Annotated in this window: 15 protein-coding genes and 1 pseudogene; 14 read left to right on the top strand and 2 right to left on the bottom strand. The window is 68.9% G+C overall.

Annotated elements, in window-relative coordinates; translation table 11 throughout:
• The 13 genes from ACTWP6_RS21695 to ACTWP6_RS21755 all read left to right on the top strand — a co-directional run bounded on the left by ACTWP6_RS21695 (nucleotide 1) and on the right by ACTWP6_RS21755 (nucleotide 11,306).
• Complete coding sequence (locus ACTWP6_RS21695; protein WP_443188729.1) at nucleotides 1-714, top strand: SDR family NAD(P)-dependent oxidoreductase; 714 nt, start codon at nucleotides 1-3, stop codon at nucleotides 712-714.
• 12 nt (nucleotides 715-726) lie between these two features.
• On the top strand, nucleotides 727-1,689 hold the full coding sequence (gene speB, locus ACTWP6_RS21700) for an agmatinase (protein WP_260751963.1): 963 nt from the start codon (nucleotides 727-729) through the stop codon (nucleotides 1,687-1,689).
• Entirely contained in the window at nucleotides 1,686-2,591 is a 906-nt protein-coding gene (locus tag ACTWP6_RS21705; RefSeq protein ID WP_260751968.1) for a polysaccharide deacetylase family protein, read from the top strand. Before speB ends, ACTWP6_RS21705 begins: the two co-directional genes overlap by 4 nt.
• A complete protein-coding gene (locus ACTWP6_RS21710; protein WP_260751969.1) occupies nucleotides 2,588-3,631 on the top strand; it encodes an aromatic ring-hydroxylating oxygenase subunit alpha in 1,044 nt (347 codons plus the stop codon). The genes ACTWP6_RS21705 and ACTWP6_RS21710 overlap by 4 nt, the downstream gene beginning before the upstream one ends.
• Nucleotides 3,628-4,572, top strand: coding sequence for a PDR/VanB family oxidoreductase (locus ACTWP6_RS21715; protein ID WP_260751972.1), 945 nt, complete (start codon nucleotides 3,628-3,630; stop codon nucleotides 4,570-4,572). Before ACTWP6_RS21710 ends, ACTWP6_RS21715 begins: the two co-directional genes overlap by 4 nt.
• A 93-nt stretch (nucleotides 4,573-4,665) precedes the next feature.
• A complete protein-coding gene (locus ACTWP6_RS21720) occupies nucleotides 4,666-5,859 on the top strand; it encodes a PucR family transcriptional regulator (RefSeq protein WP_443188730.1) in 1,194 nt (397 codons plus the stop codon).
• A 194-nt stretch (nucleotides 5,860-6,053) separates the two neighbouring features.
• Nucleotides 6,054-6,278 carry a zinc ribbon domain-containing protein gene (locus ACTWP6_RS21725; RefSeq protein WP_260751974.1) on the top strand — a complete coding sequence of 75 codons (225 nt, stop codon included), beginning with the start codon at nucleotides 6,054-6,056 and terminating at the stop codon, nucleotides 6,276-6,278.
• A gap of 10 nt (nucleotides 6,279-6,288) precedes the next feature.
• A complete protein-coding gene (gene fmdA / locus ACTWP6_RS21730) occupies nucleotides 6,289-7,545 on the top strand; it encodes a formamidase (protein ID WP_443188731.1) in 1,257 nt (418 codons plus the stop codon).
• A 109-nt stretch (nucleotides 7,546-7,654) separates the two neighbouring features.
• A complete protein-coding gene (locus ACTWP6_RS21735) occupies nucleotides 7,655-8,014 on the top strand; it encodes a hypothetical protein (protein WP_443188732.1) in 360 nt (119 codons plus the stop codon).
• A gap of 77 nt (nucleotides 8,015-8,091) precedes the next feature.
• Entirely contained in the window at nucleotides 8,092-8,676 is a 585-nt protein-coding gene (gene ruvC, locus ACTWP6_RS21740) for a crossover junction endodeoxyribonuclease RuvC (RefSeq protein WP_260751979.1), read from the top strand.
• Nucleotides 8,673-9,260, top strand: a complete 588-nt coding sequence (ruvA, locus tag ACTWP6_RS21745) for a Holliday junction branch migration protein RuvA (RefSeq protein WP_260751980.1) — start codon at nucleotides 8,673-8,675, stop codon at nucleotides 9,258-9,260. The genes ruvC and ruvA overlap by 4 nt, the downstream gene beginning before the upstream one ends.
• Before the next feature lie 4 nt (nucleotides 9,261-9,264).
• Nucleotides 9,265-10,332, top strand: coding sequence for a Holliday junction branch migration DNA helicase RuvB (gene ruvB, locus ACTWP6_RS21750; RefSeq protein ID WP_260751981.1), 1,068 nt, complete (start codon nucleotides 9,265-9,267; stop codon nucleotides 10,330-10,332).
• Nucleotides 10,333-10,382: 50 nt separating this feature from the next.
• Nucleotides 10,383-11,306: an alpha/beta fold hydrolase gene (locus ACTWP6_RS21755; RefSeq protein WP_443188733.1), complete on the top strand. Its 924-nt coding sequence runs from the start codon at nucleotides 10,383-10,385 to the stop codon at nucleotides 11,304-11,306.
• Here ACTWP6_RS21755 and ACTWP6_RS21760 read toward each other — a convergent pair.
• Nucleotides 11,295-12,371, bottom strand: a complete 1,077-nt coding sequence (locus ACTWP6_RS21760; protein WP_260751984.1) for a GGDEF domain-containing protein — start codon at nucleotides 12,369-12,371, stop codon at nucleotides 11,295-11,297. The genes ACTWP6_RS21755 and ACTWP6_RS21760 overlap by 12 nt on opposite strands.
• Nucleotides 12,372-12,505: 134 nt before the next feature.
• On the opposite strand from ACTWP6_RS21760, the gene ACTWP6_RS21765 reads away from it, so the two are divergent.
• Nucleotides 12,506-13,180, top strand: a complete 675-nt coding sequence (locus ACTWP6_RS21765; protein WP_443188734.1) for a hypothetical protein — start codon at nucleotides 12,506-12,508, stop codon at nucleotides 13,178-13,180.
• Here the strand turns inward: ACTWP6_RS21765 and ACTWP6_RS21770 are convergent.
• Nucleotides 13,177-14,124: pseudogene (locus tag ACTWP6_RS21770) on the bottom strand (thioester reductase domain-containing protein); the annotation flags it as partial. The gene ACTWP6_RS21765 and the pseudogene ACTWP6_RS21770 sit on opposite strands and share 4 nt — an antisense overlap.
• Between the last annotated feature and the right edge of the window lie 115 nt (nucleotides 14,125-14,239).

Raw genomic sequence — 14,239 nt, forward strand, 5'->3', positions numbered from 1 at the left:
ATGGGGACACAACAGCGGGTTCTCGTCACCGGGGTGGACACCGAGCTGGGTGCGGCCGTGCGGGACCATTTCCGTGCCGGTGGCGCGCGCACCGTCGGCACCTGCTCCGCTGCACCGGCGACCGCCTCCGGCGAGACGATCTCCGTCGTGGCGGACCCCGCCGACGGCGCCGCCGTACGGGCCGCCGTTGCAGCCGCCGCCGAGGCGATGGGTGGGATCGACACGTTGGTGACCGCGCACGGTCTGCCGCACGTCGCCACGGTCGCCGCCCAGTCCATGGACGACTTCTGGGCGCACGTGGACAGCACTCTGACGGGCAGCTTCCTGTTCGCCCAGGCCGCCGCCGAGCGGATGCGCGACACGGGCGCGGGCGGCCGCATGGTGCTGACCACCTCGCGCTGGCACATCGGCGCACCCGGCCTGTCCGCCGTGGCCACCGCGGCGGGCGGCCTCGTCGCCCTGACCAAGTCGTTGACCCGCGACTTCGGCCGATTCGGAGTCGGGGTCAACGCCGTAGCCGTCGGTGCCGTCGCCTCGGAGTGGTCGGTGTGCGATGCCGCAGACGGTACTCCCGCGGCCGTACCTCCGATCGGTCGGCGGGGCACCGTCGCCGAGGTGGCCCGGACCATCGGTCTGCTCTGTCAACGCGAGCTCGGTGCGGCGGTGGGCCAGGTGGTCAACGTCGACGGCGGACTCTCTCGTAATCGCGTATAGGAAAGGCAATCAATGAACAACGACACCGGCCGGCCTCCCATCGTCGGCGCGGTCGACCCCCAGGTTCAACCGCGGTATGCGGGATGGACGACGTTCGCGCGGCTGCCAAGGCTGGAGGACGTCACGCGCGCCGACGTGGTCGTCGTCGGCGTGCCGTTCGACAGCGCGGTGACCTACCGTCCCGGAGCGCGGTTCGGCCCCAACGCGATTCGCCAGGCATCCCGGCTCATCCGCGGGTACAACCCCGAGCTGGACATCAAGCCGTTCGAGGTGTGCCAGTTCGCCGACGCCGGCGACATCGCGTGCAACCCTTTCGATATCGCCCAGGCGGTCGACCAGACCGCCCAGCAGCTGACCGCACTGCAGGCCGACGGCACCCGCGCGGTGATCCTCGGCGGTGACCACTCGGTGGCACTGCCTTCGTTGCGGGCGGTTCACGCCGCACACGGTCCGGTGGCCCTGGTGCATTTCGACGCACACCTGGACACCTGGGACAGCTACTACGGCGCCGACATCACCCACGGATCGCCGTTCCGCCGGGCCTTCGAGGAGGGGCTGCTGCTGGACAAGAACCTGCACATCGGCGTCCGCGGATCGATCTACGACAAGCAGGATCTCGTGGAGGACGCCAACTTCGGCTTCTCCTGCATCACCTGCCGCGACATCGACACGCTCGGCACCGAGGGGATGATCGAACGCGTCCGCGAGAGGGTCGGGGACGCGCCGGTGTACGTGTCGGTCGACATCGACGTGCTCGACCCTGCGCACGCGCCGGGCACGGGCACCCCCGAGGCCGGCGGGATGACCAGCCGCGAGCTGCTCGAGGTGATCCGAGGCTTTGACGGCGTCAACCTCGTCGGTGTCGACGTCGTCGAGGTGTCGCCGGCCTACGACCACGCCGAGATCACCGCCGTCGCGGCGGCCAACGTCACATGGGAATTCCTGTCCGTCTTCGGGAGAAAGGCACAACTTTGACCGCACTGACACCCGCGGGTCCGGTGTCGTGGCCGGAGGGGAAACGCTGTGCTGTGGCGTTCACCTTCGACGTCGATGCCGAATCACCGCTGCTGACCACTGATCCCGCGTTCGCCGACCGGATGGGTGCGATGTCGCATCAGGCCTACGGCCCTCTGGTGGGCGTACCGCGCCTCCTCGGAATTCTCGACGAGTTCGGGGTTCGCGGAACGTTTTTCGTGCCTGGATACACCGCGCACCGGCACCCGGAGGCGATCCGCTCGATCGCCCGCGCCGGTCACGAGATCGCTCACCACGGATACCTGCACGAGTCGCTGGTCGGCGTCGACGAGGACACCGAACGCGCGATCCTCGACCGTGGCCTGCGCGCGCTGGAAGAAGTAGCCGGTGTCCGGCCGTCCGGCTACCGGGCGCCGATGTGGGAGATGAATTGGCACACACCGAAACTGCTCGCCGAGTTCGGTTTCACCTACGATTCGACGCTGATGGACTCCGATCACCCTTATGAGCTGGCGGTTCCCGGAGCCGGGTCGCTCGTGGAGCTTCCGGTGAGCTGGGCACTCGACGACTGGCAGCAGTACTGCTTCGTTCCCGACTTCTCCGGCACGGGCCTGATCGAGACGCCGGCGAAGGCTGTCGAGTTGTGGCGCAGCGAGCTCGACGCCATGCGGGAGATCGGCGGCGCCTGGATTCTGACCAACCACCCGTTTCTCAGCGGCCGGCCCGGACGGGCCGCCGCGCTGCGCGAGTTCGTCGCCGACGTATGCGGCATGGACGACGTCTGGGTGGCCGGAATGGCCGAGATCGCCGATCACGTGCGCGCCCAGCGGCTGACCCCCCGTACATTGACCCGACCCGAGTTCGACCCGGTCACAGCCCGACCGACAGGAGAGCGACGATGAATCACGATGCACTGACCCCGGACAAACTGCGTGCGGCCTATCAGCACGTGTGGTTCGTGGTGGCGAGGTCCCAGGACATCGACACCCCGCAGTCCGCGACGCTGCTGGACCACAACCTCGTGGTGTTCCGCGACTCCACCGGCGCGGCGCGGGTCACCGACCGCCGTTGCATACACCGCGGCGGCAACCTCGCCGACGGCAAGGTGGTGGGCGAGGGCATCGCGTGTCCCTACCACGGCTGGCAGTTCGACGGCGGCACCGGCGTCTGCAGCCGCATCCCGTCCCTGCCCGAGGACGGGCGCATCCCGCCCAAGGCCGCCATCAAGTCCTATCCGGTGATCGAGCGCTTCGAGCACGTCTGGACCTGCCTGGGCGACCCCGTCTTCGACCTGCCCAACCCGCCGGAGCTCGACGGTCTCGAACTGAGTTGGCGCGCAGCAGAACCCATTCACGCCGACTGCGGATTCATGGCCGCCACCGAGAACTTCCGTGACATGGCGCATTTCCCGTTCGTGCACGCGCCGTCGATGGGCGACGTGAACCCGGTCGTCACCGATCTCGACGTCAAGCGCGAAGGACGTGAGGTTTGGGCGTCGTATTTCTATCGGCAGGTCCCCGATTCGGATTTTTCCGACGTCGGTGACGCCTGGATGCACTACCACTCGTACGCCCCGGGTATCGCGACCATCCTGTACGACTTCGGCCCCGAAACCGGCAAGCGCTACCTCGTCGACTTCCCGTCGCCGGTCAGCTACGACAAGTGCATCATCTTCTGGGGCGTGGCCACCGACAAGGACTTTCGCGGTGGCACCGTCGACGAGATCCTGGAGGTCGAGACCAAGGTCTTCAACGAGGACACCCCCGTCCTGGAGGGCCTTGAACCCAAAGAGGTGCCGCTGGCCGGGCAAGCCGTGGAGGTGTCCGCGCCCGCGGACATCTACACGCTGAACTACCGGCGGGCCACCCAATTCGCCGTGCAGACCATCCAGCAGGCCCGCGATCCGGAGTTGGTTGCGACCAACGGTCACGCACCGCAGTGAGGCTGCGAGTCACCCAACTGCGCCTGGAGGCCGACGCCGTCATCTCCGTCGAGCTGCGAAGCCCGAGCGGGGAGCGGCTCCCCGACTGGAGCGCCGGGGCCCACATCCCCGTCACGCTCCCGTCGGGGGCGGTGCGCCAGTATTCGTTGTGCGGGTCCGCCGATGACCCGCACAGCTACACCGTCGCCGTGCTGAAGGTCGACGGCGGCCGTGGCGGGTCCCGGGAAGTCCACGACCGGCTACGCCCGGGCGACGTGCTGGAGGTGGGGGAGCCGCGCAACGATTTCGCCCTGGTCGACTCGCCGCGCTATCTGCTGCTGGCCGGGGGCATCGGGATCACTCCGATCCTGGCGATGGTCGAAGCACTGCAAGCCCGGCCGCTGCCGCCCCCGGTGACGGTGCTCTACGGCGGACGCAGCCGCGCCGCCATGGCGTTCACCGACCGCCTGGCCGGGCGCGACTTCGTCCACCTCTACCCGCAGGACGAAGTCGGTCTGCCCGACATCGAACGCGCCTTCGCCGACAGTCCGGCGGGCACGGCGGTGTACTGCTGCGGGCCGCCGGCGATGCTCGCGGCGGTCAAGCAGATCAGCACCCGCTACCCGGACATGCTGCTGCACGTCGAACAGTTCACCGCCGCGACCCCGGCCTTGGAGGCGAGATCCGAGGACGGGGCGTTCGAGGTCGAACTGGCCCGCACCGGCGTCACGGTCCGCGTCCCGCAGAACCAGAGCGTGCTCGACGCGGTCCTCGCCGTGGCACCCGACACCCCGTTCTCGTGCACCAGCGGCTTCTGCGGGACCTGTGAGACCAAGGTGCTCGCCGGTGACGTCGACCACCGTGACGAGCTGCTCAGCGACGCGGAGCGGCGGACGAACAGCTCGATGATGATCTGCGTGTCGCGCTCGCAGTGCGGGTCCAAGCTCACGCTCGACCTGTGACGGCGCGCTCCGGCGCTTAGACTCCGCTGGCATGGCAGTGCGAGCGGCGCGATGACGACGAGCGAACGGAGCGCCGAGGAGAGTGCGACGACCGTGAAAGGGCCTCACGACGGCACGGTCAGCGTCGGGGAGCTGCTCGCCGAACCCAGCCTGCACGTCGAGATCGTGACGCCGATCGACGATCTCGACCGGCCGATCCGCTACGTCTATCCCACCGAGCTCGCCGACCCATCGCCGTACCTGATCGGCGAGGAGCTGATCCTCAGCGTCGGCGTGCCGGTGGCCGGGCAGCCGGACGCGGCCGTGCTTCGATACGTCGACATCCTGGCAGAGCGCGGCGTGGCGGGGCTGGTGATCGGGCTCGGCGACGTGTTCGACGAGCTGCCCGAGCCTCTGGTGCAGGCGTGCCTGGGCCGAAACCTGCCGCTGCTGGTCCAGCGGCCGGCGGTGCCTTTCCGCCGTATCGTCGACTGGGGCGAGTCCCGGCGGGCCGCCGATCGTGACGTCGATGCCCGGGAACGCGACCTCGGATCGATGTTGCGGTGGTTCATCGCGGGCACGCTGGGCGTCGGTCCGGTCGAGGCCGCGCTGGCGCGCCACGGACTCAGCGAGGCACCGGTGGCGGTGTGCGCGTTCCCGTCTGAGGGGCATGCGGACGTGCACGCGCTGGTCGACCGCCACCGCGGGGCGGTGGCCCTGCTCGATGACCGCATCGTGGCGCTGTGCCCGCAGACTCCGGAACTTCGTGCCGATCTGGCCGCATCGCCGTTGGTCTGTGGGGTGGCGCTGGGCGCCGACGCCCAGTCGATGGCGCATGCGATCCCGGAGGCCCTCGAAGCGCTCCACGAGGCGGGTCGCCGGCAGCGCACTGTGCACATCGATGAGATCGCCACGCTCGAAGGGTTGTTGGCGGCGGTGCCGAAGGTGCGACTGGTCCCGTTCGTCCATAGGCTGCTGGGACCGCTGGTCGACCACGACAGGGTCAACAACTCCTTCCTGGTGGCCTCATTGGAGGCGTTCCTGGCCCCCGGCAACGACATCGGCGCCGCGGCCGGTCAATTGTACGTGCACGTCAACACGCTGCGCAACCGGCTGGCCAAGATCGCCGAGCTGACCGACGCCAACCCGCTCGACGAGAGCGATCGCATCAATTTCCGCATCGCGCTGTGGGCCGCCCACAACATGGGGATGGAGGAGCGCGGCGAACCGGACGGCGCGACGCCTGTTCCGGGACCGAACACCCTCCGGCACAAGGTTTTTACGCCTTCATCCCGGCAACGGCGGTAGCCCCGCAGCTGTAGCCGGCCACAACGGCACACCCGTGTGTTGTCGTGTTGTCCATCTGCTGCGCACACACCCGCGTGGCTGGGTAGGGTGGCGTTCATCCCCGCTTCTCTCCTTCGACCACCAAGGGAAATGCTTTGATCCTCTATGCATTTCGGTGCCGATCCGGTTGTGGAATCACTCGGCAGATGCATTCGATGGCGAGTCGCCCCGATGAAATCGAGTGCCCGACGTGCCGGGGGATGGCACGCCGGATGATGGGCACGCCGCACCTGGGACGTTCGGGCAGCACCGCGATGGCACTGCAGGACGCCACCCGTAGTTCCGCCGATACCCCCGCTGTTGTCGCGGCGCCGCCTCGGGGCGCCCCCGCCCGCAAGATCACCACGAACCCCCTGCATCAGACCCTCCCGCGACCCTGAAGGAGCCTCCATGCCCGACGTCGTCTTCCCGCTCGATTCCACGAAGAAGTTCACCGACCAGGAGAAGGTTGGGCACAACCGGTGGCACCCCGACATCCCGGCCGCGGTCACTGTCAAGAAGGGTGATTCCTTCCGGGTGCACTGCCGCGAGTGGTTCGACGGCGCGATCCACAACGACGACTCGGCCGAGGACATCCTCAACGCGCCGTTGACCACGGTGCACACGCTGTCGGGCCCGATCGCCGTGGAGGGCGCCAAGCCCGGCGACCTGTTGATCGTCGACATTCTCGACGTGGGTCCGATTCCGCAGGAGGATTCCGGGCCGCTGGCGGGCCAGGGCTGGGGCTACACCGGGATCTTCGCCACGCGCAACGGCGGCGGCTTCCTGACCGAGCAGTTTCCCGACGCCTACAAGGCGATCTGGGATTTCTCGGGGCAGAAGGCGACCTCTCGCCACGTCCCGGGCGTGGAGTTCACCGGCATCATCCACCCCGGTCTGATGGGCACCGCCCCGTCGCGGGAGCTGCTCTCGACGTGGAACACGCGCGAGGCCGCGCTCATCGCCACCGACCCCGACCGGGTGCCGCCGCTGGCGCTGCCGCCGGAACCGCGGGACGCGATCCTCGGCGGCCTCACCGGTGACGCGTTCACCGCGGCCGCCGCCGAGGCGGCCAGGACCGCGCCGCCCCGCGAGAACGGCGGCAACCAGGACATCAAGAACCTGACCAAGGGCAGCCGCATCTTCTACCCGGTGTTCGTCGACGGTGCGAATCTGTCCGTCGGCGATCTGCACTTCTCCCAGGGTGACGGCGAGATCACGTTCTGCGGCGCCATCGAGATGGGCGGCTTCATCGACCTGAGGGTCGACGTCATCCCCGGCGGGATGGAGACCTACGGTGTCAGCGAGAACGCCATCTTCATGCCCGGCAATACCGACCCGCAGTATTGCGAGTGGCTGGCGTTCTCGGGGACATCGGTGACCCTGGACGGCGAACAGCGTTATCTGGATTCGCATCTGGCCTATCAGCGGGCCTGCCTGCACGCGATCGATTACCTGACCAAGTTCGGCTACAGCCCCGAGCAGGCCTACCTGTTGCTCGGTGCGGCACCGATCGAGGGCCGGCTGTCGGGCGTCGTCGACATCCCCAATGCTTGTGCCACCGTGTACATCCCGACGGCGATCTTCGACTTCCCGGTCGCCCCGTCGGCTTCCGGGCCGGTGAAGATCGATCCGGGCATCGGCGCGCCCCGCGCCTCGTTCGGCTGAGACGCTCTACGCCGCACCGGGTCCGGCTTCGCCGGTCAACTCCCGCGCCGTGGTGTCGCGCGGCATAATCCGAACGTCACTCCCGAGACGGGCGGAAAGCGGTGGCGCCATGCGCAAGAACGTGGTCGGGCCCGACGGCGTGAAGTGGACGGTGCGGCGGTGGTGGTGGAAGACCATCCCGTGGGAGACCGGCTTCGCGACGTTGGACACGGTCATCCTCCTGATCGTGCTGCCGTTCATGGCGATGTGGCCGTTCTGGCTGCTGGCCAAGTGGTGCGCGGTGCCGTGGACCGTGCTCGTCGAGAGGGAGGGGACCGAGGTCGCGCGCGAACGGGTCCGGGGCTGGCGCAACTCGGGCCGGCGGATCGCCGAAGTGGCCCGGATGGCCGAAACCGGCACGGTTGAAGCCGGCACGGCCGAACAACCGGGCGAGATCGTCCTGCCGAGTGCGGGGACGACGCTGAACTGAACGCGTGTCCTGCCGGGCCCTGTCCGCGCGAGCGGCTAAGCTCTCGAACAGATGTTCTCTTTCGAGGAAGGGCCGGCGTGCGAGTGATGGGTGTCGACCCCGGCCTGACCAGGTGCGGGTTGTCGGTCATCGAGAGCGGTAGGGGCCGTCAGGTCATCGCGCTCGACGTCGATGTGGTGCGCACGCCCGCCGATCATCCGTTGGCGCACCGTCTGCTCGCCATCAGTGACGCCGTCGAACACTGGCTGGACACCCACCGCCCGGATGTGCTCGCCATCGAACGGGTGTTCTCCAACCAGAACGCCAACACCGCGATGGGCACCGCGCAGGCCGGCGGGGTGATCGCGCTGGCCGCGGCGCGCCGCGACATCGACGTGCACTTTCACACACCCAGCGAGGTCAAGGCCGCGGTCACCGGCAACGGACGCGCCGACAAGGCCCAGGTCACCGAGATGGTCACCAGAATTCTTGCGCTGCAACAGAAACCGACCCCCGCCGATGCCGCCGACGCGCTGGCACTTGCCATCTGCCACTGCTGGCGGGCCCCGATGATCGCCCGGATGGCCGAAGCGGAGGCGATGGCCGCCGAGCAGCGCCGCAAGTACCGGGCCACCCTCAACGCGAAGGCCAAGCAGAGCCGGATGTCCCGGAGTGCGCGGTGATCGCCGCGGTCCGGGGTGAGGTCCTCGACATCGCCCTCGATCACGTCGTCATCGAGGCGGCCGGGGTCGGCTACAAGGTGATGGCCACCCCCGCCACCCTGGCGACGCTGCGACGCGGCGTCGAGGCGCGGCTGATCACCGCGATGATCGTCCGCGAAGACTCGATGACGCTCTATGGCTTCGCCGACTCCGACGCCCGGGATTTGTTCCTGACGCTGCTCGGCGTGTCCGGGATCGGACCGAGCATCGCCCTCGGTGCGCTGGCCATGTACGACGGTCCCACGCTGCGGCAGGCGATCGGCGACGGTGACGTCACCGCGTTGACCCGGATCCCGAAGGTCGGCAAGAAGACCGCCGAACTTCTGGTGCTGACCCTGCGCGACAAGGTCGGTGCGTCCGGCCCGGCCGGGGTCGTCGCCGGCGGCGGACACGGTATCCGCGGCCCCGTCGTGGAAGCCCTCGTCGGGTTGGGCTTCGCGCAGAAGCAAGCCGAGGAGGCCACCGACAAGGTGCTCGCCAACGATCCGGAGGCCACCACCTCCAGCGCGCTGCGCGCGGCGCTGTCGATGCTGGGGAAGAAGTAGCAACGTGGGCCGGTTTTCCGAAGATTCGGTCGACGAGCCCGACGAACGGGACGTGTCGCCGGCGCTGACCGTCGGCGAGGGCGACATCGACGCCAGCCTGCGTCCGCGGTCGCTGGGTGAGTTCATCGGCCAGCCCCGGGTGCGTGAACAGCTTCAGCTCGTCCTCGAGGGCGCCAAGAACAGGGGCGGCACCCCGGACCACATCCTGTTGTCCGGCCCGCCCGGGCTGGGCAAGACCTCGCTGGCGATGATCATCGCCGCCGAGTTGGGGTCCTCACTGCGCGTCACCTCCGGGCCGGCGCTGGAACGCGCCGGTGATCTGGCCGCAATGCTGTCCAATCTGGTCGAACACGACGTGCTGTTCATCGACGAGATCCACCGGATCGCGCGGCCTGCCGAGGAGATGCTTTATCTGGCGATGGAGGATTTCCGCGTCGACGTTGTCGTCGGGAAAGGGCCCGGCGCCACGTCGATTCCGCTGGAGGTGGCGCCTTTCACGCTGGTCGGGGCCACCACCCGGTCGGGGGCGCTGACCGGCCCACTGCGGGACCGGTTCGGCTTCACCGCGCACATGGACTTCTACGAGCCCGCCGAACTGGAACGGGTGCTGGCCCGATCGGCCGGCATTCTGGGGATCGCACTGGGCGCCGACGCCGGCGCGGAGATCGCGCGCCGGTCCCGGGGCACCCCCCGTATCGCGAACCGGTTGCTGCGGCGCGTCCGGGACTACGCCGAGGTGCGGGCCGACGGTGTCATCACCCGCGACATCGCCAAGTACGCGCTAGAGGTCTACGACGTCGACGAGCTCGGCCTGGACCGGCTCGACCGGGCGGTGCTCTCGGCGCTGACGCGCAGCTTCGGCGGCGGGCCGGTCGGGGTGTCGACGCTGGCGGTGGCGGTGGGTGAGGAGGCCACCACGGTCGAGGAGGTATGTGAGCCGTTCCTGGTGCGGGCCGGCATGATCGCGCGAACGCCGCGCGGTCGCGTCGCCACCGCGCAGGCGTGGACGCATCTCGGGATGACACCGCCCGCCGGTGCCGTGGGACTGGGCCAGGCCGGCCTGTTCGACTGACGCCCGGCAATCCTGCTCGCGACGCCCCCGCCGCGCGTACTGTCGCCGGCGTGAGGTGGCGTCGGTGCGGCGCGCTCGCGGCGGTGCTCGTCGCGGTGTCGGCGTGCGCAACCAGCGCGGCCCAACCATCCCCGGCCGTTCCCGGCGCCGTCGACATCGGTGGCGGGCGCACTCTGTTCCTCAACTGCCAGGGCTCCGGCGCCCCAACGGTTTTCGTCATTCCCGGCATGGGCAGCTACGCCGAGGCCTGGAATTATCTGATCCCGCCGGGGGACCCGGTCTGGTCCACGCCCTACGACGATGTCGAGATCGCCGATCCGGTGCCGAGTCGCGACGCAGCCCAGCCGACGGTCGCCAAGGCCACCCACGTGTGCGTCTATGACCGGCCCGATACCCGCCCCGACGGAGACCAGCGATCGACGTCGGTACCCCAACCGCACGACATGCAGCAGGACGTCGACGACATCCTGGCGCTGATCGCGGCCGCCAAGCTGACCGCGCCGCTTGTCTTCGTGGCTCACTCCTACGGCGGTCTGATCCTCGACCTGCTCGCCCGACAACACCCCGAGTTGATCTCCGGCCTGGTGTTCGTCGAACCCACCTCGGAGTTTCTGCCCGGTATCGGGACGCCGGCGCAGAACGCCGCGTTCTACGCCAGCGGCCGGGAGGGCCGAGCGCCGGGCGAAAGCGTCTGGTTTGAGAGGGCGTTCGCGGCGGTCGCCGCGGCGCCGCCGCTGCCGAGGGTGCCCGCCAGTGTGCTCAGCGCCGACAGATTCCCGCCGCCGAGCCGGCTCACCGCCGACAACTACACGCAGGCGCAGATCCACCGCGCCAACGACCTGCTCGCCGCCGCGCTGGGAACCAGCAACGTGCTGGTGCCGGGAAGCGGCCACAACGTGATGCTCTACCAGCCGAAGGTCCTCGCCCGCGCGATCGTCGACGTCGTCGAACGGGTGCGTCGCTCAGGCCGCTGACCGCCCCGCCCGGCGGTACTGATTTCCGCCGGACCGCTTGGCCTCGTACATCGCGGTGTCGGCGGCCTCGATGAGCTCACCCAGGATTTCCCGGGTGCCGGTGTCGCCGTCCATCTGCGTGCAGACCACCCCGATGCTGGCGGTGACACCCCACGGGGCCGCCACGATCGCACTGCGGAGCCGTTCGCCCAGCGCGTCGGCGTCGTCGTCGCGGGTTGCTTCGGCGACCAGGAACTCCTCGCCACCGACCCGCGCGACGACCGCCTGTCCACTGACGGCCTGGCGCAGGCTCGTGGCGACGGCGACCAGAAGCCGGTCCCCGGTCGCGTGGCCGCGGGTGTCGTTGACCTGTTTGAAGCGGTCCAGATCGACCATCGCGACAGTCAGGTGCGGAAGGCCTTGCGCCGGTGCGGAATTGATGAGTTCCCGCACCGACCGGTAGAACCCCCGGCGGTTGCGCAGACCGGTCAGCGCGTCGGTGTGGGATTGCAGCGCATCGTCGCCGAGCAAATGGACCAGCACCTGCGCCGAGAACGGAACGGCCAGCACCCCGACCGCGATCATCAGGAAGGCCACGGTGGCGAGGTAACCGTCGCCGCGGGCGGTGATCTCGAGAGTGCAGCGCAGCGCGACGGCCGCCGCCGTCGCGAGCACCATCACCAGATAATGGCTGGAGTGGAAGAACGCCACATAACCCGCCAGCGCGGCGAACGAGATGCACCCGAGCAGCCCGGTCAGCGGGTCCGGCCAGACCAGCACCACGGCGGCGATGCTCAGGTCGGACAGCACCGCGAAGATCAGGGATTCGCGCCTCGACGGCCAGTGTCTGAACCAGACGGCTGCCATCAGCGCGCAGAGCGTCACGACCGCGAGGCTGACCCCGCGGCCGAGATTCGTGTCCGGACCCGACGGGCTGAGCAACATCAGAGCCGGGACGACGCCGAGCACCACGACGATCAGCCCCATCATCATGCGGGTGAACCCGCGCAGGTCGCGGGAGCCGAGGTACCCCGACAACCAGTGGTAATGGTCGGGTTGTCCCCACCACTGGCGTATGCGACCCACGCCGCCGATGTTAGTGAGTCCCGCCGACGGAGCGCACGGGTGCGGTTCTGGCAACCCGGGCTGCCTTCCACGCGACCCTCGGGTTATCGCCCGGCGGCTGCGGGTACCCGCTGGCATCACCTTCAGGAGGAATCATGGTCGACTCAACCAATCGGGTCCGTGAGAGCAGGATGCACATTCCCCGGAGCCGCGGCGCGGTCAGCGGCCTGCTGATCATCGCGCTGGGCATATGGGGCGCGCTGGTACCTTTCATCGGCCCGCTCTTCGATTTCGCGTTCACCCCGGACCGGGCGTGGACGTGGACCGCAGGCCGTGGGTGGCTGGAAGTGCTGCCCGGTGCGGTCGCCGTGTTGGGCGGTCTGCTGCTGCTGGTGTCCCGTAACCGTGCCACCGCGATGCTCGGCGCGTGGCTGGCCGTGGCCGCCGGCGCCTGGTTCGTCGTCGGACGCGCCGTGGCGGGACCGCTGGGACTGGGCGGGGCCGGGCAGCCGGTGGCCGCGAACGAGACCAAGCAGGTCTGGCTCGAGCTGACCTACTTCTCCGGGCTGGGCGCGCTGATCGTGTTCCTCGCCGCGATGGCCGTAGGGCGGTTGTCGGTGCGCAGCGCTCGCGACATCGCCTACCGCGATGCCCGCGTCCCGGCGGCCGAACCGCACGCCGTCACCGACGCGACCCCGGAGGCCACCGCAGGGTGGAATCGGTCCGACCGGCCTGATGCGGTGACCGCGCCAGTGGAACGCGACCGCAAGCGGCACCGGCTGTTCGGGCGTCGCCGCACCAAGGCCAGCGACAAGCTGGCGGTCAACTAGAGCAGGCCGAGGCGCCGTAGATCAGTCGCGTACTTGACGATGATCTGCGGCGTCACGTGCGGAATATCCTTGTCCGGACCGATTTTCGCGTCCTGAACGGCCGCACGGAACCTGTCGGTCGGTGCGATCGAACCGCGCACCGCAGCGTCGGGCCGCTGATAGTTGTGCAGCAGAGGCAGCAACGACGCCTGCTGCAGTCGGTCCGGTAGCCCGTGCAGCGCGGTGGTGAAACGTTGCAGCCAGGTGTCGTAGCCACCGATCCGGCGGACCGGGTGGCCGGCGTCGATGAGCCAGTCGACGAACTCGTCGAGACCGATCCCGTCGTCGTACGGGTTCATCACGTGATAGGTCTCGAACCCGGAGACGGCCTGGGCGCCGAGCGTCGAGATCGCCTCGGCGATGAACTCCACCGGCAGACCGTCATAGTGGGCCCTCGGCCGGCGGCCGTCAGCGTCGAGTTCGTAGAACGAGTCCGGCGCCACACCGGTGGCGATCAGCGAGAGCATCAGCCGGGTGAACATGTCGGGCAGGTTCAGCTGTCCGGTGTAGGTGGTGTCGGCCAGGATCATGTCGCACCGGAACACCGACACCGGAAGACCGCACAGGTCATGCGCCTCCCGCAGCAGGACCTCGCCGGCCCACTTGCTGTTGCCGTAGCCGTTGGCGTAGCTGTCGTCCACCCTGCGGGTCGCGCTGATCTGGCGGACGTCGCCGACTTCGGTGAACTCTGCAGGCTCGACACCGGCGCCGACGCCGATCGTCGACACGTAGACGAACGGCTTCAACCTCGTCGTCAGTGCGATGCGGAGCAGTTCGGCCGTGCCGACCACATTGGGACCGAACAGCTGGCTGTAGGGGAGCACGTGGTTGACCAACGCGGCCGGGTCGACGATCAGGTCGACGGTGTCGGCGAGTCGCTGCCACGTCTGCGGGGTCAAGTCCAGGGGCGTGGTGTACGACGCCTGTCGTGTGATTCTTCGAGTTAATGGTTCAGGCGGTCAGTGCCGCGGGGGTGGCCTCCTGTTCGGTCGGGGTGTCGTTGACGGCGCGTGATTTGCT

It is taken from the genome of Mycobacterium sp. 4D054, assembly GCF_052245755.1.
Taxonomy (GTDB): domain Bacteria; phylum Actinomycetota; class Actinomycetes; order Mycobacteriales; family Mycobacteriaceae; genus Mycobacterium.

Bases quoted from the DNA above. Each gene is read 5' to 3' on its own strand.
- ACTWP6_RS21695 (WP_443188729.1), top strand. From the start codon at position 1: ATGGGGACACAACAGCGGGTTCTCGTCACCGGGGTGGACACCGAGCTG.
- speB (WP_260751963.1), top strand. From the start codon at position 727: ATGAACAACGACACCGGCCGGCCTCCCATCGTCGGCGCGGTCGACCCC.
- ACTWP6_RS21710 (WP_260751969.1), top strand. From the start codon at position 2,588: ATGAATCACGATGCACTGACCCCGGACAAACTGCGTGCGGCCTATCAG.
- ACTWP6_RS21725 (WP_260751974.1), top strand. From the start codon at position 6,054: ATGGCGAGTCGCCCCGATGAAATCGAGTGCCCGACGTGCCGGGGGATG.
- fmdA (WP_443188731.1), top strand. From the start codon at position 6,289: ATGCCCGACGTCGTCTTCCCGCTCGATTCCACGAAGAAGTTCACCGAC.
- ACTWP6_RS21735 (WP_443188732.1), top strand. From the start codon at position 7,655: ATGCGCAAGAACGTGGTCGGGCCCGACGGCGTGAAGTGGACGGTGCGG.
- ACTWP6_RS21765 (WP_443188734.1), top strand. From the start codon at position 12,506: ATGGTCGACTCAACCAATCGGGTCCGTGAGAGCAGGATGCACATTCCC.